Source organism: Pseudomonas sp. rhizo66 (assembly GCF_031931925.1).
Taxonomy (GTDB): domain Bacteria; phylum Pseudomonadota; class Gammaproteobacteria; order Pseudomonadales; family Pseudomonadaceae; genus Aquipseudomonas.
Map to the genome: position 1 here is coordinate 60,869 of NZ_JAUJWZ010000025.1, position 20,637 is coordinate 81,505.

Below are 20,637 nucleotides of genomic sequence, written 5' to 3' on the forward strand. Positions count from 1 at the left end.
CGCCTGATACTCTCCGGGCAAAAGAAACCCCCGACAGACTTCTGGTGTGTCGGGGGTTTTCTTTTGTCTGGAATAAAAATCGAAGCAAAAAAAAAACGGCGAAACCCGGTTACAGGTTTCGCCGCTCATTGTGGTTTCAGTGCCTCATCAGACCATAAAGGACTCGGCCATCGCCTGCCCCACTACCGGAATGGTGAACGTATCACCATTGGCGGTAGCGAAGGTTTCGATGGTGTTCGAGCCGGCATACCAGTCCGCAAGAATCACCGCATTGTTCTGCTTGCCGGCATTCCACTCCACAGCATTGAAGATGTAGGCATTGGTGCCGTCGGTCTTGATGATCACATCGGCATACGACTTGATATTCTGCAGCTCGACTCTATCGCTGCCCTGAGTACCATCGTCCTTGATCATGACATTGGTCGAAGACAACACCTTGTAGGTATCGCTGCCCTCACCACCATAGGCATAACCACCGCCGGACATGATCAAGGTATCCGAACCGGCACCGCCAAATAGCTGATACTCAGGCCCATTCCCCACCAACGAGTCACTGCCGTCATCACCGTAGGCAATACCGGCGTAAACGTTAATGTCGTCGTTACCGGCATCACCATGCAGGATGCTGCCGACATCGTTGTTGGCGCTGAACATGCTGTCGTTGCCATTGCCGCCAAACAGTTGATCCGCCTCGGCCGGACCGCTGCGATCCGGACCGTTGATGGCGTAAGGCTCGTAGTTGCCGCCATAAATCGAGTCGTTACCGTCCCCGCCGCGGATCAGGTCATTGCCTGCGCCACCATAGAGAGTGTTCCAGCCTACGTTACCCGTCAGCGTGTCATTGAATGACGAGCCGTGCAGCCCCTCGATATTGACCAGTACATCGCCGCTCGCATCACCGCCGGTGACTGTATTGGCCTGCAAGTCGACTTGCACCGCGGCCGAACTGCCGATGTACCAGGCTTCATCGGAAACACCTGCACCGCCATCGATAAAGTCAGCGCCCTTGCCACCAATAAACGTCTCGGCGCCGGCACCACCGATCAACGTGTCATTGAATGCAGTACCTTCCCAGTTTTCGATGTTGGTGTAGGTATCGCCTGCGGCGGCACCGGTCAGTGGCTGAGTGAGGTCAAGGGTGATGGCCGAGCTTTCAAAGGCGAAGCTGACCGTGTCGCGCCCGAAAGCACCGTCAAAATTGTTGATTTGATCATTACCGATGAAGGTGTCGTCGCGCCCCGAGCCGACGAACTTCTCGATGCTCTGGAAGGTATCGCCCTTGGCTATTGCGGTGTGCTCGCCAGTTTTGAGATTGATGACCACTCCAACCGGCCCGATGTCGTTATAGCTGACCGTATCGAAACCATCGCCACCGATAAACGTGTCGCCGCCATCGCCCCCCATCAAAATGTCGTCCCCGGCCCCGCCCGTGATGACGTTATCGAGCGCATTGCCTCGCGCCTGGAACATCCCGGTACCGGTATAGGTCAAGCGCTCGATCCCGGCATTCATGAGGTAGTAAGACTGATTGGTGCGCACTTCATCATTACCGCCGCCAGCCAGTTCGATGATCGCGCCATAGTTTGCGTTGTTGAGGACGTAAACATCGTCGCCCAAACCGCCTTGTACAGTGAAACCGGTCGAGTTGGCATTAGCGATAAAGACGTCGTTGTAAGCCGAGCCGATGATGGTTTCGATGCCGTAAAAGCTGTCTCCCTCGGCATCGCCCCCCGTGCCCGTGCCAGAGCCGATACCGGCAGCACCCAATGTCAGCGTCACGCCCTGGGCGGATTGCGAGTAATCCGCCACATCCACGCCCGTAGCACCGTCGAACTTGTCCGCACCGGCACCGGCGATAAATGTATCGGCGTACTGCGTGCCGCGAATCAGTTCGATATCGGTGAAGGTGTCACCTGCGGCGATGCCGCTGTATACGCCCGTCTTGAAATTGAGCGTCACCGCCACCGTGCTGTCGTCATAACTGACGGTGTCCGTACCGGCACCACCGATAAAGCTGTCGGCACCCGCACCGCCCAACAAGGTATCGTTGCCGGCGCCACCAGTGATGATGTTGTCGCTGGCATTACCGCGACCGGTGAAGTTGCCCGTGCCGGTGTAAGTCAGGCGCTCGACGTTGTTGTGCAGCCCCATGCTGAGCTGGTTGGTACGCACTTCGTCGTCGCCGCCGCCCTGCGCTTCGATGATCACCGCCGAGGCACCGGCGTTGACGATGTAGACGTCATTGCCCACACCCCCCTGCAAAGTGAAGGAGCCGGACGTGGAAGTGGTGAACACATCGTCATACGCCGAACCGATCACCTTCTCGATTGCCGAGAACGAATCGCCCTCGGCGTCACCACCGGTCCCGGTGCCGGTGCCGGAAACCAGCGTCAGGTTGATGGCCGCTCCAGACTGCGAGTAGTCGACGACGTCCATGTTGTCCGGGCCGGCCGTACCGCCGTCGAACTTGTCGGCAGCGGCGCCGGCCATGAACGTGTCACTGTATTTGGAGCCGCGAATGACCTCGATACCCTCAAAGGTATCGCCAGCAGCAATGCCAGTGTGAACACCGGTTTTCTGGTTGATCGTCACGCCTACGGTGGAGTCGTCGTAGGAGACGGTATCGAGGCCCGTGCCACCGATGAAGACGTCCGCACCCGCACCGCCCATTAGTACGTCGTTGCCAACGCCACCGGTGATGATGTTGTTGCCCGCATTGCCTGTACCGGTGAAGTTACCGGTGCCGGTATAGGTCAGGCGTTCGACTTCGGCACTCAAGGTCATGGTGCTCAGCGAGGTGCGTATTTCGTCGTCACCACCACCGGCCAATTCGATGACCGACTGATTGGGCGAGCCGTTGATGATGTACAGATCGTTACCCGCCCCGCCCTGCAACAGGGAGGCTGCGGAGCCGGTGATAAACACATCGTCGAAGCCCGAACCGACGACTTTCTCGATATTGGTAAAGGTATCGCCCTGCGCGTCGCCGCCCTGGCCACTGCCGGCGCCGAGCGTGGTTAGCGTGATGTTCACGGCCTGCGCCGACAACGAGTAATCGACGGTATCGACGCCACCGGCGGTGCCGCCATCAAAGATGTTGGCCTGCGCGTCACTGAAGAACGTGTCACCGTTCTTGCTGCCACGAATGATTTCGATACCAGAGAAGGTATCGCCTGCGGCGAAGCCTGTGTGTACACCGGTTTTCAGGTTGACCGTGACACCCGCAGCAAGGCTGTCCTCATAGCTGGCAACGTCGTTACCGGCGCCGCCAATCAATTGGTCGGCACCTGCACCGCCGAGGAGCACATCGTTGCCGGCGCCGCCGGTGATGATGTTGTCGCCAGCGTTGCCGGTACCGGTGAAGTTACCCGTCCCGGTATAGGTCAAGCGCTCGACTTCGCCGCTCATGCCCATACTGGTCTGGTTGGTACGGATTTCATCGTCACCACCACCGGCGGCTTCACCGATGCCACCTGCCCAAGGACCATTGATGATGTAAACGTCGTTACCGGCACCACCACTGATGCCGGTGCTACCAGAGTTGAGGGTAAAGACGTCATCGAACGCCGTACCGATAACCGCTTCCAGGTTGCTGAAGGCATCACCCTGCGCATCGCCGCCCAGACCGGTGCCGTTGACGCCGGTCAACGTCAGGTTGATCGCTTGCTCGGAGGTGGCGTAGCTCAAGGTGTCGTAGCCACCTGCACCATCAAACGAAGTGGCCGCGGCGTCGGCGACAAAATTGTCGGTGTAACTGGTGCCACGAAACGCCTCGATACCGTTGAACGTATCGCCCGCCGCCAGGCTGGTGTGAACCCCGGTTTTCAGGTTGATCGTCACGCCGATACCCTGATTGGCGTCTTCGTAGCTGGCCGTGTCGAAACCTGCGCCGCCAATCAACTGGTCGGCCCCCGCACCACCGATCAGCACGTCATTGCCGACGCCGCCGGTGATGATGTTATTGCCAGCACTGCCTGTGCCGGTGAAGTTGCCGGTACCGGTGTAGGTCAAGCGTTCGATTTCACCACTCATGCCCATTTTGAGCTGGTTGGTACGGATCTCATCATCGCCGCCACCGGCGCCTTCACCGATGCCACCGGTCCACGGACCATTGATGATGTAAACGTCGTTACCGGCACCACCACTGATGCTGGTGCTACCAGAGTTGAGGGTAAAGACGTCATCGAACGCCGTGCCGATAACCGCTTCCAGGTTGCTGAAGGCATCACCCTGCGCATCGCCGCCCAGACCGGTGCCGTTGACGCCGGTCAACGTCAGGTTGATCGCTTGCTCGGAGGTGGCGTAGCTCAAGGTGTCATAACCGCCCGCACCATCAAACGAGGTGGCCGTGGCATCGGCGACAAAATTGTCGGTGTAACTGGTGCCACGAAACGCTTCGATACCGTTGAACGTATCGCCCGCCGCCAGGCTGGTGTGAACCCCGGTTTTCAGGTTGATCGTCACGCCGATACCCTGATTGGCGTCTTCGTAGCTGGCCGTGTCGAAACCTGCGCCGCCAATCAACTGGTCGGCCCCCGCGCCACCGATCAGCACGTCATTGCCGACGCCGCCGGTGATGATGTTATTGCCAGCACTGCCTGTGCCGGTGAAGTTGCCGGTACCGGTGTAGGTCAAGCGTTCGATTTCGCCACTCATGCCCATTTTGAGCTGGTTGGTACGGATCTCATCATCGCCGCCACCGGCACCTTCACCGATGCCACCAGTCCAGGGGCCATTGACGATATAGACGTCGTTACCGGCGCCACCATAGACGCTCGTGCTGCCAGAGTTCAGGGTAAAGACGTCATCGAACGCGGTACCGATAACCACGTCCATGTTACTGAAGGCATCACCCTGCGCATCGCCGCCCAGACCGGTGCCGTTGACGCCGGTCAACGTCAGGTTGATCGCCTGCTCGGAGGTGGCGTAGCTCAAGGTGTCGTAGCCGATCACGCCGTCAAACGTGTTGGCCGAGGCGTCGGCGACAAAGTTGTCGGTGTAACTGGTACCGCGAAACGCCTCAATACCGTTGAATGTATCGCCCGCCGCAAGACCGGAGTTAACGCCGGTTTTCAGGTTGATCGTCACGCCGACTCCCTGATTGGCGTCTTCGTAGCTGGCGGTGTCGAAACCTGCGCCACCAATGAGCTGATCAGCCCCTTCGCCACCAATGAGAAGGTCGTTGCCATCCCCACCATTCAACACGTCATCGCCCGCCAAACCACGTATTTGATCATCGCCGATGGTACCTAGCAGCGAATCAGCACCATTGGAGCCATAAATTACCGCCATTACATCTTCCTTGTGTGAGTGTGTTTGTGTTGGAAACTGCGTTAAATCGCCTGGTGCTCAGGGGCTCACCCTCTCTGATGCAGGTAAGGCTTGATTGCGAAAAGGCCCGAGCATTGGGAAAAGTCCGACCGCTTTGGGCCGGGGCGCTAATGCTCGACACGATCAGAAAAATCACCGCGCACGGCATCGGCTGCGCAGCCGTTGCTGCGTGAACCCGGCAACAGGAAAATTGATTTCAATCGGTTTGAATGAGGGGGCACTGACAGAGCAACCGGCACTGCCCGGGCAGTGCGGGCATCTACGGCCCGGCCGGATGCGTCGAGCGCTGGCACCGCAATCGGCGCACTGACGTAATCATGACTGTTCAAAGTGTTGCATCCCTGGTGACTACTGATGGCTTCCAAGCCACCGGACCCTAGGCCCGGCTTGCAAACAGGCGGAGTGAATGAAAGTTTGACGCACACCGCCACCGTTTCCCGAGATTGCAAGTTCCGCACCACAGCGACCGACAAACGGTATAAACCTGAACACACGTCCCAAATAACGCGCATAAAAAAACCGACGCATTGGCGCGTCGGTTTTCAATGCAGCTCAGATCACATCAAGTCATCTGAATGATGGTCTGCATGATGGTGCTCTGAGTGGAGATGGTCTTGGCGTTCGCCTGATAGTTGCTCTGGCCCTTGATCAGGTCTACCAGCTCGTTGGTCAGGTTAACGTTCGACTCTTCCAGCGAGTTGGAAACAACCGAACCCAAGGTACCGGTTTCCGGTGCATCGTAGCCCGGGATACCCGAAGCAAAAGTCTCTTTCCAGCTAGTGCCACCGATAGCCTGCAGGCCTTGTTCGTTGGTGAAGCTGGCCAGCGCAACCTGGCCGATGGCCTTGCTCTGGTTGTTGCTGAAGTTGGCGAACAACGTACCGGTGCCGTCGATGGTCAGGTTGGTGATCTGGCCAGTGGCGTAGCCGTCCTGAGTCGGGATCGAACGCGCGGTATCAGCGTTGTACTGAGTGGTCTTGGCCATGGAAATGGTCACGCCAGCCGTGTTGGCCGCTGCGCCGTTAGGTACAAAGTTACCGTTGACCACGTTGCCCGGCTTCCAATTGGTCAGCTTCAAGTCGCTGCTGATGATCGGATTGGTCGGATCCGCCGGGTTAGGCGTGCTGACCTGGGTCAGATTGCCCGAACTGTCAAACGTCAGTGTCGAAGCAGTTGGAGGCGTCGTGAGTGGATTGCTACCGGTTGCATCCGGATTACGCCCGTCCACCAGGGTGTAAACCTTCCAAGTGTTTTGGCCGGTTTTCACCATGTACTGATCCATGACGTGCGAGTTGCCCTGCGAGTCGTAGATCGGAGTGCTGAAGTTCTTCGTGTACGTCTCAAGCTTGCTCGGATCAAACTTGCCGGCCGCCACTGCGTCGTTGATCACCGGCGCAGTCGAGTTCAAGTTGATGCTCGACGTCACCAGGGAAGTCGATTTCGGCGCCAGGTTCGAGGTATCAATCTTCAGGTCGGTCAACACGCCGTTGATGATCTTGCCGTTGGCGTCCACACCGTAACCCTGCAGGCGCGAGGTGTAATCGGTGTTGGTGATGTAACCGGCGTTGTCGACCTTGAACGTACCGGCACGGGTGTAGGACACCGAGCCGTTGTTGCTCATGGTGAAGAAGCCCGAACCGTTGATGCCCATGTCCAACACGTTACCGGTGTTGTTGATGTCACCCTGGGTGAACTGCTGGGACACGTTGGCCAGGCGCACGCCGTTACCGATGACTTTGCTGCCGCTACCCAGGCGAGTGGCCGAGTAGACGTCTTCGAATTCTGCACGGGACGATTTGAAACCGGCGGTCGCAACGTTGGCGATGTTGTTGCCGGTCACGTCCAGTTGTTTGTTGGCTGCATAGAGACCGCTAAGGCCGATATTGAAAGACATATTCCACTCCTTTGTGCCGGTTAGTCGGCTCTATATACCAATGGTTTGTACTTTGGACAGGGCAACGGTGCCCTTGCCGGACAGGTTGAGCATCAGTTCGCCACCGGTCTGGCTGATCGTCACGCTGGTGACGGTAGCCGGCAGGTATGTCGCCATGTCGGTCGAGGTACCATTGATCGATGCGTTGGCCTTGACGGTATAGGTACCGGTCTTGACCAGATTGCCGTCCTTGTCCTTGCCGTCCCAAGTGAAGCTCGCGGCGCCTGCGGCGCGACTGCCCAGATCGATGGTGCGAACCACCGCGCCGCTGCTGTCGGTGATGCTGACGGTGCCGCCGGCAATCGACGACGGAACGGTGACCGAACCGGTCATGCCTTTGCTCGGATCGTCGAGCTGAACCGAGTTGGTCTGCACGATCACATTACGGCCCACCAGCGACGAAGCCTGCAAGGCTTGCGACGAGTTGTAGTTGCCGGCCAGCGAGCTGACAGTGCTGTTGAGGGTGGTAATCCCCTCAAGGCTGCTGAACTGCGCCAACTGCGCAACGAAGGCACTGTTGTCCTGCGGATCGAGCGGATTCTGGTTTTTCAGCTGGGTGACCAGCAGTTGCAGGAACGCGTCCTTGCCCAGTGCCTGGCCGCCGGTGGCGCTGTTGGTCGCCGAAGCAATGCCACCGGTGGTCGAACTGGTCTTTTTCGACGAGTTCGCCAGGATGTCATTCATGCTCAGGCTGCTGGTGGTATCGGAAACACTCATGGCAGTCGCCCCTTATTACTGACCGAGGGTCAGTACCTTCTGCATCATGGTTTTGGCGGTGTTCATCATTTCGGCGTTGGTCTGGAACGAGCGGCTCGCGGAAATCATGTCAGCCATTTCTTCCACCACGTTGACGTTCGGGTAGTAGACGTAGCCTTTGGCGTCGGCCGCCGGATGGTTCGGCTCGTAGCGCGCTTCGAGGTTGCTCTGGTCCTCGACCACACCGAGCACCTGTACGCCTTGACCGGCCGCGTCCTGGCTCTGGAACAGCGAATTGCTGCCGCTGTTCTGGCCGCCCTGGAACATGGTGGCGAACACCGGGTGACGGGCGCGATAGGTCTGGTCGATGCTCGACGAGACGGTTTCGGCGTTGGCGATGTTCGAGGCCACGGTGTTCAGACGCGTGGTCTGTGCGCTCATGCCGCTGCCGGCAATGTTGAAAACGCTGGACAGGGACATGGATTACTCTCCGCGCAGGGCTGACACCAGCCCTTTGAATTTGCTGTTGAGCAGGGTGAAGCTGGCCTGGAAGCCGACGGCGTTTTCCGCGTAGTTCGACTGTTCCAGTTGAGCGTCCACGGTGTTCTGGTCGATCGAAGGTTGCATCGGCGTGCGATACATCAGCGATTCGTCGCCGTTGCCCAGGCCTTCAGCTTCGATGTGACGGCTGTTGGTCATGTTCAGGGCGATAGTGCCGTTGGCGTTTTTCTGGGTCTGTGCTTCAAGCACTTTGGAGAAGTCCAGATCCCGAGCCTTGTAGTTCGGGGTGTCGGCGTTGGCGATGTTGTTGGCCAGCACTTCGGCACGCTGAGCGCGGAAGCCCAATGCCTTTTCGTGAATGCCGAGCGCTTTATCGAAGCTGATGCTCATGTCGGGAACCTTCAGGTGACCGGTTTTTCGTAACTGAGCTTTAGCAAGCGTCGTGCCAAACTGTGAAAGCCGCGTAAACCGGGGCTTTGCCGGGAGTCGGCAAAGCGGCAATGCCAGAAAAGCGGCAACCGGTTACCGCCGGATGCCGCTTTTCTGCCGCTTCGCCCTGTTAACAGCCCTCCCTGTAGGAGCTGCCGAAGGCTGCGATCTTTTGATCTAGATCTTGAAAAACAAAATCAAAAGATCGCAGCCTTCGGCAGCTCCTACGTGAAGCATGCGGCAAAAAAAAGGAGCCCCTGAGGGCTCCCTTCTTTTGCCATATGCTTCACTTCGCCTGGTAAATGATCCCCGGGCTGCACTGAACCATTTGGTAATGATCCGGCAAACCGTTCAGCGCTTCAGAAGCGCCAAGGAACAGATACCCGCCCGGCTTCAACGTGCTGTGAATGCGCAACAGGATGTCTTTCTTCACTTCGGCAGAGAAGTAGATCAACACGTTGCGGCAGAACACGATGTCGAACTTGCCCAGCGCGGCATAGCTGTCGAGCAGGTTGAACGAACGGAACTCCACCCGGTTCTTGATCGGCGCCTTGATCACCCAGCGGCCCGGCCCTTTCGGATCAAAGTACCGCTGCAAACGATCGGCGGACAAACCGCGACCAATGGCCAGGCTGTCGTACTCACCGGTCTTGCAGTTGGTCAGCATGCTGCCGGACAGGTCCGTGGCAACGATCTGCACGCCCATCTTCAACTGGCCGAGGTTGCTGCGCTCGAATTCGTCGATCGACATCGACAGCGAGTAAGGCTCCTGACCCGACGAGCAGGCTGCCGACCAGATCCGCAGGCGCTGGTTGGGGCTGGCCTTGATCGCTTCAGGCAGCACCTTGTTCTTCAAGACTTCAAACGGATAGGTATCCCGAAACCAGAGGGTTTCGTTGGTCGTCATGGCATCGACCACCTGTTCGCGCAAACCGCTGCGCGGCTGGGTCTGGATGCGCTGAACCAGCTCACCCAGAGACTTGATGCCTTGCTGCTCCATCAGTTTGTTGAGACGGCTCGAGACCAGGTACTGCTTGTTTTCACCGAGCAAAATGCCACAGGCTTTTTCCAGGAAGACCCGGAACTGTTCGAAATCCAAATTACCCGTAGACAATGATGCCGCCTCTTAAATCGTGTTGACCGCCAGGAGCAAAACGCCCCTAGCTGATATCTGCTGCTTTGATCCGGTCGACTACCCGGGATGCCAGGTCATCAGGACGGAACTTGGCCAGGAAGTCATCGGCACCGACTTTCTTGACCATCGCCTGATTGAATACCCCGGACAACGAAGTATGCAGGATGATGTGAAGCTTTTGCATGCGCGGGTCAGCGCGGATCTCGGCCGTCAGTGTGTACCCGTCCATCTCCGGCATCTCGATGTCGGAAATCATCATCAGGAACTCTTCTTCCGGCTTCTTGCCCTCATCGACCAGCTTGCGCAGGTAATCCAGCGCCTGCTTGCCGTCGTTCAGCGCTACTACTTCAACGCCGACCGTCTGCAGGCAACGCGTGACCTGCTTGCGCGCCACTGACGAGTCATCGACCGTCAAGACACGCAACGAGAGTGCCTTGGTCTGGGTCTCGACATCGACCACGCCCACCGAAATCGCTTCCGGTGTCGGCGCAACTTCGGCCAGCACTTTCTCGACGTCGATGATTTCGACTAACTGATTGTCCACCCGAGTCACAGCGGTCAGGTAATGATCGCGCCCCGTGCCCTTGGGTGGTGGATGAATCTCTTCCCAGTTCATGTTGACGATGCGCTCCACCGAGCGAACCAGGAAACCCTGGGTCTTGGTGTTGTACTCCGTGATGATCACGAACGGGTTGTTCTTGTCCTTCAACGCTCCGGAACCGGTGGCCATTGCCAGATCAAGGATCGGAATGGTCGCCCCCCGGATATTTGCCACCCCGCACACGACAGGACTGGACTTGGGCATCAACGTCAGTGACGGGCACTGCAACACTTCCCGCACCTTGAACACGTTGATTCCGTAGAGCTGCTGACCGTCAAGACGGAACAACAACAGCTCCAGGCGATTCTGCCCCACCAGTTGCGTGCGCTGGTTCACCGAATCCATTACACCAGCCATGCCCAGACTCCTACACCAACGCCAAGTGTTGTTGCGACGCACATTCATTGCTAAACGGCACGGCGCTTGCTTTTTAACTCGTATGAACGCTCAAACGACATTTTTTCGACGCCTGACATCGCCCCTCCGCAGAGGGCTTTGCGCGATGTCCGCCATTTGCTGCTTTTTCGCTGGCAGCCCTGCCATTGCTGATGCGGTTACCTTGCCTGACATGCTTATCGGCGTCACTCAGGGCTTTCTTGAGTTCACCGTAGAAGACTATCTGGCTAGCAGTCAAACGGAAGGCCGCTACGAAATCGAAGTAAACCAGCTTGATCCACGTATGCGCATGCCTATGTGCGACAAGGAATTGACAGCGACTTTGGAGAGTCCGGCACGTCCGCTGGGCCGGGTTACCGTCAAGGTCCGCTGCGAGGGGGCCTCGCCCTGGACCGTGTTCGTGCCCGCTCAAGTCCGCCTGTTTCGCGAGATTGTGACCACCACGCGCCCGCTCAAACGGGCCGGGATTATCGAGCCGCAGGATGTGACCTTGCGTGAACGCGACATCAGTCAGATCAATCAGGGTTTCCTGACCTCCGTTGACGAAGCGATCGGGCAGAAATTAACCCGACCAACGGTAGCCGATCAGGTCATTACCCTGGTTCATCTGGAACAAGCAGAAGTCATTCGCAAGGGCGATCAAGTGGTCATTACTGCCCGCAGCGGCACACTCGCTGTGCGCATGCCCGGGGAAGCGCTGGCCAATGGCGGTCTGAAAGAGCAGATCCGGGTGAAAAACCTCAACTCGCAACGGGTCATCAAGGCGCAAGTCACCGCGCCGGGCCAAGTGGAAGTGGCGATGTAGAAAACTGGCGCTGACCCCGGCTGTTCCCTAAACTGTGCCGCAGCAGGACACGCGCCGGCGCATGCAAGGCTCATTGTAAATGTGCCTAAAGTTTTCCAGGGGATGGCCGAAAACATGGCAAGCGTCCAAATTCCCAGAGGTTTTTATCATGGTCATCGATTTCAGCCGTTTGAACAGCTCCTCGTCACTTACGGGCAGTACACGTACCAGCAACGCCAAGGAAACCGCCGAAACCGGCACCTCCGCGCCGCTGAATACCCAGGCCGAAACGGCCAGTACCGCAAAAAGCGGGGAATCGGTACACCTCAGCAATGAGGCTCAACAGTTGCAGAAGGTCACTGACAAGCTGCGCGATCAACCTGCTGTCGACAAAGCCCGTGTGGCCGAGTTGAAAGCCGCGATTGCCGATGGCAGCTATAAAGTCGACAGCAACCGTGTAGCCAGCAAACTGCTCAACTTCGAAGCCCAGCGCTAGGCTTTTGCCGGCGCCAGGCTTTTGGACGCTTAAAACCCAAGGCCAGCCATGCACGACACTAATTTATTGCAATTGATCAACGACGACTTTGCTCCAGCTCAACAATTGCTGGAGTTGTTGCAAACCGAATCCCTCGCGTTGCACGGTCGCGACATGCCGTTGCTGGAAGAAATTCTGGCGCACAAACAGGCATTGATCATTCTGCTTGAACAGCATGGCCGCAAGCGCAGTGAAATCCTCGCCAGCCTCAACCTGCCGACTGATCGTTCAGGTCTTGAGCAACTGGCAAGCCAGTCGAGCATTGGCGAACAGTTGTTGACGCAAGGCGACGCATTGACCGATCTGATCGCTCAATGCCAGGCCGCCAACCTCAAGAATGGCCAGTCGATCCAGATCCAGCAGATCGCCACGGCCAATCAGCTGAAGATCCTCACCGGTGGTGAAGCGCCAGCGCTTTATAACGCCAGCGGTACATTTGCCAAACCCGCCACACCGCGTCCGCTCAGCCAGGCATGAGCCGTTGATGCGCCAGCACTATCTACCCGCGAAACATGCTGGCAAAATGCTGGCTAGTAGTCATATTTTGTCTGGAGATTGATAAACCGTGTCCAACGCCCTCAGCGCGGATGATGCTCCGCAGCCCCCTAAGGTGCTCACCACGCCACTGGAAATCTCCAGCAACCTGCGCCAGCTGCAAGAAAGCCACGATCCGCTGATCATCACCTTCCATGAGCGCAGCCAGCGCTTCCAGAGCTACCTGATCAAAGTCGACCGCGACAGCGCTTCGATCGCACTGGACGAGATGATCCCGCGTGATGGCGAACGCTTTCTGCAGGCCGGGGAGCCGTTCAAGGTTGAAGGTTTTCATGACGGCGTGCGGATTGCCTGGGAATGCACAGGCACGCTGAATATCGAAGAATCCGAGGGCGATCGTTTCTACACCGGCGCTCTGCCGACCGAAGTGGTTTACCACCAGCGCCGCAATGCCTTCCGCGCCGCGCTGAAACTGACCGATCTGGTCAGTGTTGAACTGGGCGGCGAAAAGCTCAAGGCGCCAATCAACGGCAAACTGCTGGATATCTCCGCGACCGGTTGCAAGCTGCGCTTCGAAGGCGATATCACTGACCGCCTGCAACTGGGCCAGGTCTATGACCGCCTGATCGCCCCGCCGCTGTTCGGCAATCAGCCGACCTCCGTCGAACTGCGCTACCTGCACTTCGAAGAAAAACTCAACATCACTTTTGCCGGCCTGCGCTTCCACAACATCAGTGGTCAGGCTGCGCGCAACGTTGAGCGTTTCGTGTATCAGCTGCAACGTGAAGCACGCCGTTTCGACAAAGACGATCTCTGATTCGTTGCGGCCAATAAAAAGGGCAGTCCTTGAGGGGACTGCCCTTTTTTATGCGCGTGGTTTTTGTTCAGTTCAGGGTCTGCCGCCGCTGAGATCGGGCGCAGGTTTGTCATCGCCGCTATCCGGCTCGACTTCTGCCGCAGGCTCTGGCTGAGGCTCGGGTTCAGGCTCGGGAGTCGCCGGCGTTTGCACAGGGTCCTGCACCATCTGCTCCTGCACCACCTGCTCGTCTACCCGAGGATCGAGGGCCGCCACCAGCGGTGAGCTGGACATGCTGTCGGGCATGGCCACGTGATGCAGCGGCGCATCGTCGACCTGATGCAGATTGGTCACCGCTTTCGGCCGGATCCGCCACACCAGCACCAGCGCGAAGAAGCTGAAGAACGCATACAGGCTCTGGCTGCCAAACAACTTCATCAGCACACCTGCCAACAACGGCCCGATGCTCGCGCCAACCCCGTAGGTCACCAGCAGCATCGCCGTCAGCGAAACGCGACGATCGCCTTCGACGTGGTCGTTGGAAAACGCTACCGCCAGCGGATACAGACAGAACTGCACCAGTGAGCACATGAACCCGACAACAAACAAAACCTCCAGCGGCACCTGCGGCAGAATCGCCAACGGCAACGCCGCCACCGCCAGGAACCCGGCAAAACAGCGAATCAGCAGCGCCCGGTCGTAACGATCGGACAACCAGCCCAACGGCCACTGCACCAGCAACCCGGCGAAGATGCAGCTACCCATGAACAAACCGACCTGCTCGGTCGACAACCCCTGCTGCGAGGCATACAGCGGCGCCAGACCATAGAACGAACCGATGATCAAACCGGCTCCCAGCACCGTACTCAACGACTGCGGCACGCGCTTGATAAAGAAGCGTGGCTCCATGGGCGCCGGATGCAGGGGCGCCGGGTGAATCCGTCGAGTCAACGCCACCGGCACCAGACACAGCGCAAAGCACAGCGCGACCAGCATCAGCAGTTCCAGCCCCAGGCCCGGATGCATGACCAGAATCAGTTGGCCGAGCACCAGGCCCAGGTACGAAGCGATCATGTATCCGCTGAACACCAGGCCACGCTGATTGGCGTCCGCCTGCTCGTTGAGCCAGCTCTCGATCACCATGTACTGGCACATCATGCCCAGACCGACGATGGTCCGCAGCACCAGCCACGCCGGCAGCCAATCGACCAGACCATGGCCAAGCACCGCCGCCCCGACGATCCCGGCACAGGCCGAATAAGCACGGATGTGCCCGACCCGGGCGATCAATCGGTGACCGATCTTGCCGCCCAGCACCAGGCCGAAATAGTTGGCCGCCATCAGCGCACCGACCCAGAGGCCGTCGACATTGTCAGCGGCCAGACGCAATGCCAGATAAGTGGATAGAAGGCCCGAGCCGATCAACATCATCAGCGAGGCGAAATACAGTGCTCGAAAGGATTTCCAGATTTGGCGCATCGGCGTTCCGAGCGGCTCCTTGCAGTAAATATCGGGCTACCAGAACGATAGCCCGATGGCGGCGGTACGTCAGGCCTGGGCTGCGAGAACACGCCGTTCCCAGGGAGTGATTTCATCAAAGAAGCTGGTCAACTCCATGGTCTTCGAAGCGATGTAGCCTTCGATGAACTCCTGTCCGAACAGTTCCCTCGCCAATTGGCTACGTTTCAGACGTTCGAGTGCGGCATGCAAGGTACACGGCAGTGCAAGATTGTCCGGCACCGCGAACTCGCCCTGAATCGCCTCGCTCGGTTCCAGTTCATGCTCGATGCCATGCAAACCGGCAGCCAGACTGGCGGCGATCGCCAGATACGGATTCGCATCGGCGCCCGGCAAACGGTTTTCCACCCGACGGGCAACCGGCGAGCTGGCCGGAATTCGCAGCCCGGCCGCCCGATTGTCGTGCGACCAGCACGCGTTGTTCGGCGATGCGTACGGATGGCACAGGCGCTGATAGGAATTCACATTGGGTGCAAACAGTGCGGTGAAGTCGGCCATGCCCGCCTGCTGGCCAGCGATGAAGTGGCGGAACAGCGCAGTCGGTTCACCGTGCTCGTCACTGAAGACATTCTTGCCGCTGCCGATCTCGACGATGCTCTGATGAATGTGCATCGAACTGCCCGGCGTGTGTGCCAGCGGCTTGGCCATGCACACCACGGTCAAACCATGCTTGAGCGCAACCTCTTTGAGCAGGTGCTTGAACAGGAACGTCTGATCGGCCAGCAACAGTGGATCACCGTGCAGCAGATTGATCTCGAACTGGCTGACGCCCATCTCGTGCATGAAGGTATCGCGCGGCAGACCGAGTGCCGCCATGCATCTATAGACTTCGTTGAAGAACGGCCGCAGACCGTTATTGGAACTGACGCTGAACGCTGATTGGCCATCCTCGCGACGCCCATCCAGGCCTACTGGCGGACGGAACGGCTGGGTCGGATCGGTATTCGGCGCGAAGACAAAGAATTCCAGCTCGGTCGCCACCACCGGCGCTAGGCCACGCGCGGCATAACGGGCAATGACTTTCTTGAGCTGACCACGAGTCGACAGGTTGGAGCTTTCGCCGGTCAGTTCATCCGCGTCGCAAATGGCGAGGGCACGCGGCTCGTCACTCCATGGCAAACGATGGATCTGGGTCGGTTCGGCAATCAGGGCGAGATCGCCGTCGTCGCTGCCGTAGAACCGTGCTGCCGGGTAACCGCCCATGATGCATTGCAACAGCACGCCACGCGCCAGTTGCAAACGCCGCCCTTCGAGGAAACCCTCGGCGGTCATTACTTTCCCGCGTGGCACGCCATTCAGATCCGGCGTAACACATTCAATCTCATCAATGCCGGTCAATCGCTGCGCGAGTGAACGCTGGCCATCGGTTGTCATGACGCAATCCTTGTTATTGTGCGAGCCGCGAACGGCGACCCGTACAAAATAGGCTCCGGCTGTTCGGAATATCAAGCAGCGTCAAACAAAAACTTTTTCACGGCAAATAAAGGCTGAACACCCCGCCGCCAAGCGCTCCGCCATTGCGGATTTCGGTGCGTCCTTCGACACCATTGCGCTGATGCAGCGCCGCGATGCGATTGGCGAAATACAAACCGAGTCCGGTACTGCCAGTGCTGTGATTGATGCCCTGCACATAATCGGCCTGGCGCTCGAGCATCTCGGCCGGGTAACCGTCGCCATCATCATTGATGCTCAGCACCAGTTGCCCGGCTTCGTCACTGACGGTGATCAGCAGTGATTCTCGAGCATAACGAATGGCGTTGTTGATGCAGTTGCCGAGCACGGATGCAATCAGCTCTCGGTCGAAGAAACCCAGCGGGCTCAGCGGATCGACTTCATAGGTGGCGATGATACCGCGACTGGCGAACACCTCTTGATGCGCCGCCAATTGCGCCTCGATAAAGTCATCGAGTTCGTGGTACGCCGGTTGCAGCGGCAGCTGGTTGACGCCGAGCTTATACAGCCCGAGCAACTGCACCAGCATGCCGTTGAGGTGAGCGAACTCGAAGTCGATCACGCCCTGCTCCGCGCCTTGGCGCTGGGCCTCGGGCAAGCGCGCCAACCATTGGCTGTGGGCCTGCATGAGCATGGCCAGCGAGTTCTTCATGTCGTGGACGGTGGAGGCGATCACCGTGGAAAAATCCAGAGCTTGTTCGTCGTGATTCATTCGCCAAACGCCTTGCTTTTCAGCTTCTGATAACGCGCAAAACGCGCGTCGGTGTCGGGCATCAGGCCGACCATTTTCAGGCAGGCCCGACATTCTTCCAGCTCCGCCGACGGCACACTGGTGTCGGTGCCGTGGAGCAGCGACTGGGCCATGTTCAGCGCGATACTGATGTTCTTCGGTTGCATCTTCAGTGCCTTGCGGAAGACCTCGCGGGCCTCCACCAGGTTGCCGGTCTTGTACACGCGCACGCCCTGACGATTGAGGTCGGCGGCGGCGTTACTGGAACTGAGAATGGTCGGGTCATCGGTGAGCTTGGCGATGTCTTTCATCACTGCCGGATCGTCACCGTAGATCTCCGCACAGCTCTTGAGCATCGAGGTGCCCGCCTCGGCCTGCCCGAGCATCTGCAATTGCTTGGCGACCAGCAGCGCTGCCTCAGGGCTCATGAACTGCTCCATGCCGTCGAGGCGCATCAAGGCTTGCTCGGTGAGCTTGTCCGCCGTCTCGGCATCGTTGAGCAGCAGGCTCGTGGCTTTCATCAGGCGCGCACGAATCTGCAGGCCGGGGTCGGTCGGGTTCTCTTTGGCCACCGCACTGAGCGTGGTGTTGATCTCCAGCCGCGTGCGCGTGTCGAGACCGCGCTCACTGCCTTTGCTGATCAGCGCATGGGCAAGGCCCAGGTTGCTTTCCGGATCCTTGAAGCGCGACTGTGCGCCTTGCGCCACCGCTTGGCGATAAGCGCGCGAAGCCGTGTCGAAATCTTCATTGGCCATCGCCAGTTTGCCCAGCAAAGCTTGCCGGCGCACCGCCAACGGTGACAGGCGAATTGCCTCTTCCAGCACCCGCTGCGCACCCTTGGTGTCCCCCTCGGAAACCAGCACGTCGGCCATGCCGTCATACAGCGCCGGCATCATCGGAAACACCTTCAGAGCTTTTTCGTACACGCCTTTGGCTTGCGCCACCTGACCGCGCTTGAACAGCAACTTGCCCAACCCGGCAAACGCCCACGGCAACGGGCGGTCAGCGATGATGCTGTCGTACAGGCGTTCGAGTGCTTCGTTCTGGTTCATGTCGCGCAGCGCATCGGCGCGATAACGCAGGCACAACGGCGAATAACGAATGTCCTGTTTGCACAAGGCAATGCAAGCGTTGAGCACCTCGACCGGTTTGCCACGGTCGAGGGCTTGCAGAATCGGTTTGAGCAACGTCTTGCGCTGCTCCAGACGCTCCAGGCGCTGGGCCAGGCCGGAGCGGTTGAACGGTTTGGTCAGGTACGCATCCGGCTCGTGCTCGAGGGCACTGAGCACCATGGCCTGGCTGGTCTCGGCCGTCACCATGACAAACACCGCTTCATGGCTGATGAGCTTTTCCGACATCAGGTCTTCGAGCACCTGCTGGCCGTTTTTCTTGCCATCGCCGAGATGGAAATCCTGCAGGATGAAATCGTAGGACTTCTGCGCGCACATCTTCAGCGCCTGCTCACCGGTGTCGGCAGTGTCGACGTCCTTGACCCCAAGCTCACGCAGCATTGAACGCACAGAACTGCGGAAATCCGAGAAATCATCGACGATCAGAAAACTTTTTTGGTGATACGACAGCATCGAAGATTTCCAGGCAATTGAAGTGAGGGCAATTTCAGGCGCGCAGATGATAGCTGGCGGCCAAATGCTATCAAGCGAATTCGCACGACTTTGAAGTCACCGAATGGGTTATCGGCCAGAAGTGCGGTTCCCTGAAGCCAGCGCTTCAAGATTCCTCTGCGAGCATTTACTCTGCGCGCCAGGACAATCTCCCACTACAAGGCTCACATCGTGTACATCAAAGGACGCTGCATCGTGTCCGCCTGCGCGTTGCTGTTTGTTCAGCAGGCAATGGCGGCTGGAATGGATTGCACTAAAGCGGCGAATGCCGTCGAAAACAATGTTTGCGCGAATAAATCGTTGCGTGAACTGGATGCGCAGATGGGTGTGGTTTATCGGGATTTATTCAAGGTATCTGCTCCCGCACAACCTGAGTTCAGGCGCACTCAACGACTGTGGCTGAAAGCGCGCAACGAATGCGCCGAAGACATTTCGTGCCTGGATCAGCACTATCGCGAGCGCCTGAAAGTGCTGCTGGCACAATGGCAGGCAGCCGTTGCCTATCAACCGGATGACCTCGATGAACAGGCGCTGGACGACCTGCAAAAGAGCATTCAAGCCGCCAGTAAAGATGATCCCGAATTTGCGCTGGACCGAGCACTCGCCGCGCTCGCCGTCAAAACAACTGCCGGCGGTTTTCACGGCGATGCCAGTGAAGAGGATTCGTCGATAACGCACTTTCCGACTGCGCAACCCAAAGGCGTTACTGCCAATGAATGGCGAGCGTTGACCGCTTCGCGGATCACTGACGCTGCCGAAACCGGCCTGACCTCTTACACTTTGCAGGATCTGAATGGCGACGGGCAGCGCGATCTGATTGTGAATACCTACGCCGGGGGCACAGGTCTGTTCACCTATGTGGAAACCTGGCGTCGGGACGGAGAACGGTTCGTCAAACGCTCTGTTGAGCCCGAAAGTTCGCTGTTCTATACCAATGATCGCGGCGCCAATCAGTCAGTGGACTGGATAAGCCTGCGTGGCAAAACTTACGCGGCTTATCGAAACAGCGAGTACGGCGTTGATCGGATCTACTTGCTCAACCCGCTGCAAATCAACGTCCAGGTGCCTACGGTGACAATCCGTTATCACTACGACCTCGACGTGCCCGTTCTTCAACACAAAGATGACGGCAACAGCACGTTTCAACTCGAACCCGATCTGCACCGAGCGCTCAATCTGGCAGTGGCGAAAGTAAATGAAACCGCTGCTATCCCTTCAAAAGAACCGCTCTGCCCTATTCCGGCTACCGGCGCCGGTGAAAACGATTACTACAGCTTTGGCCCGGCGCATTACAGCATTGAAAAAGTAGCCGACCTGCCGGTCTTCATTGGCATGGATTGTTACATCGGCGCCTTGATCGACTGGTTCGGCAGTTACAGCGAAAAGAATGGTTTGTTCGCGCAACTGGCATTGCGAAAACCGGACAGCGATGACGGCAGCCGCACTTACGAAGTCTACGGTCGCCGACACATAACCGAAGTCAGTACCTCAATGGGTAAAATTGAGCTGAACGAAGGTTAAGCGCGCCTCCAGTCTGATGCTGAAGATCAATGATGCAGTCACGGCTCGTCGTAGCAATTCGTCGGCCGAAGCTAATGCAAAAAGCCCCGTCGCAAACTCCACTGCGACGGGGCCTTAATTTTTAACTAGATAATCTTCCCAAACTTTTATGCCGAGTAAACT

16 protein-coding genes are annotated in these 20,637 nt (G+C 58.1%); 5 read left to right on the forward strand and 11 right to left on the reverse strand.

The window, feature by feature from the left end:
* Positions 1 to 147 precede the first annotated feature (147 nt).
* The 7 genes from QZR14_RS25045 to QZR14_RS25075 form a co-directional block, all read right to left on the reverse strand.
* Entirely contained in the window at positions 148 to 5,292 is a 5,145-nt protein-coding gene (locus tag QZR14_RS25045; RefSeq protein WP_311998016.1) for a beta strand repeat-containing protein, read from the reverse strand.
* Positions 5,293 to 5,893: 601 nt separating this feature from the next.
* The gene (gene flgE / locus QZR14_RS25050) at positions 5,894 to 7,225 is read right to left on the reverse strand and encodes a flagellar hook protein FlgE (RefSeq protein ID WP_311998017.1); all 1,332 of its coding nucleotides are present in this window, start codon (positions 7,223 to 7,225) and stop codon (positions 5,894 to 5,896) included.
* A 30-nt stretch (positions 7,226 to 7,255) separates the two neighbouring features.
* Positions 7,256 to 7,981: a flagellar hook assembly protein FlgD gene (flgD, locus tag QZR14_RS25055; RefSeq protein WP_007917578.1), complete on the reverse strand. Its 726-nt coding sequence runs from the start codon at positions 7,979 to 7,981 to the stop codon at positions 7,256 to 7,258.
* Between the two features lie 15 nt (positions 7,982 to 7,996).
* Entirely contained in the window at positions 7,997 to 8,440 is a 444-nt protein-coding gene (flgC, locus tag QZR14_RS25060; protein WP_003227217.1) for a flagellar basal body rod protein FlgC, read from the reverse strand.
* 3 nt (positions 8,441 to 8,443) lie between these two features.
* Complete coding sequence (flgB, locus tag QZR14_RS25065) at positions 8,444 to 8,851, reverse strand: flagellar basal body rod protein FlgB (protein WP_007917581.1); 408 nt, start codon at positions 8,849 to 8,851, stop codon at positions 8,444 to 8,446.
* Between the two features lie 325 nt (positions 8,852 to 9,176).
* A complete protein-coding gene (gene cheR, locus QZR14_RS25070) occupies positions 9,177 to 10,004 on the reverse strand; it encodes a protein-glutamate O-methyltransferase CheR (RefSeq protein ID WP_123453389.1) in 828 nt (275 codons plus the stop codon).
* A 46-nt stretch (positions 10,005 to 10,050) separates the two neighbouring features.
* Entirely contained in the window at positions 10,051 to 10,983 is a 933-nt protein-coding gene (locus QZR14_RS25075) for a chemotaxis protein CheV (protein ID WP_008083695.1), read from the reverse strand.
* Between the two features lie 82 nt (positions 10,984 to 11,065).
* On the opposite strand from QZR14_RS25075, the gene flgA reads away from it, so the two are divergent.
* The 4 genes from flgA (at position 11,066) to QZR14_RS25095 (ending at position 13,653) form a co-directional block, all read left to right on the forward strand.
* On the forward strand, positions 11,066 to 11,827 hold the full coding sequence (flgA, locus tag QZR14_RS25080) for a flagellar basal body P-ring formation chaperone FlgA (RefSeq protein WP_250605915.1): 762 nt from the start codon (positions 11,066 to 11,068) through the stop codon (positions 11,825 to 11,827).
* Positions 11,828 to 11,975: 148 nt separating this feature from the next.
* The gene (gene flgM, locus QZR14_RS25085) at positions 11,976 to 12,302 is read left to right on the forward strand and encodes a flagellar biosynthesis anti-sigma factor FlgM (RefSeq protein WP_123376398.1); all 327 of its coding nucleotides are present in this window, start codon (positions 11,976 to 11,978) and stop codon (positions 12,300 to 12,302) included.
* A gap of 48 nt (positions 12,303 to 12,350) precedes the next feature.
* On the forward strand, positions 12,351 to 12,818 hold the full coding sequence (locus QZR14_RS25090; protein WP_250605914.1) for a flagella synthesis protein FlgN: 468 nt from the start codon (positions 12,351 to 12,353) through the stop codon (positions 12,816 to 12,818).
* Positions 12,819 to 12,906: 88 nt separating this feature from the next.
* Positions 12,907 to 13,653, forward strand: coding sequence for a flagellar brake protein (locus QZR14_RS25095; protein WP_250605913.1), 747 nt, complete (start codon positions 12,907 to 12,909; stop codon positions 13,651 to 13,653).
* 72 nt (positions 13,654 to 13,725) lie between these two features.
* On the opposite strand, the gene QZR14_RS25100 is transcribed toward QZR14_RS25095, so the two are convergent.
* The 4 genes from QZR14_RS25100 to QZR14_RS25115 all read right to left on the reverse strand — a co-directional run bounded on the left by QZR14_RS25100 (position 13,726) and on the right by QZR14_RS25115 (position 18,915).
* Entirely contained in the window at positions 13,726 to 15,111 is a 1,386-nt protein-coding gene (locus QZR14_RS25100) for an MFS transporter (protein ID WP_250605912.1), read from the reverse strand.
* Between the two features lie 69 nt (positions 15,112 to 15,180).
* Positions 15,181 to 16,422, reverse strand: a complete 1,242-nt coding sequence (locus tag QZR14_RS25105) for a glutamine synthetase family protein (RefSeq protein WP_250606150.1) — start codon at positions 16,420 to 16,422, stop codon at positions 15,181 to 15,183.
* 199 nt (positions 16,423 to 16,621) lie between these two features.
* Positions 16,622 to 17,314, reverse strand: a complete 693-nt coding sequence (locus tag QZR14_RS25110; RefSeq protein ID WP_250605911.1) for a sensor histidine kinase — start codon at positions 17,312 to 17,314, stop codon at positions 16,622 to 16,624.
* A complete protein-coding gene (locus QZR14_RS25115) occupies positions 17,311 to 18,915 on the reverse strand; it encodes a tetratricopeptide repeat-containing response regulator (protein ID WP_250605910.1) in 1,605 nt (534 codons plus the stop codon). The genes QZR14_RS25110 and QZR14_RS25115 overlap by 4 nt, the downstream gene beginning before the upstream one ends.
* 282 nt (positions 18,916 to 19,197) lie before the next feature.
* On the opposite strand from QZR14_RS25115, the gene QZR14_RS25120 reads away from it, so the two are divergent.
* Positions 19,198 to 20,475, forward strand: coding sequence for a lysozyme inhibitor LprI family protein (locus tag QZR14_RS25120; RefSeq protein WP_311998018.1), 1,278 nt, complete (start codon positions 19,198 to 19,200; stop codon positions 20,473 to 20,475).
* Positions 20,476 to 20,637: the final 162 nt, after the last annotated feature.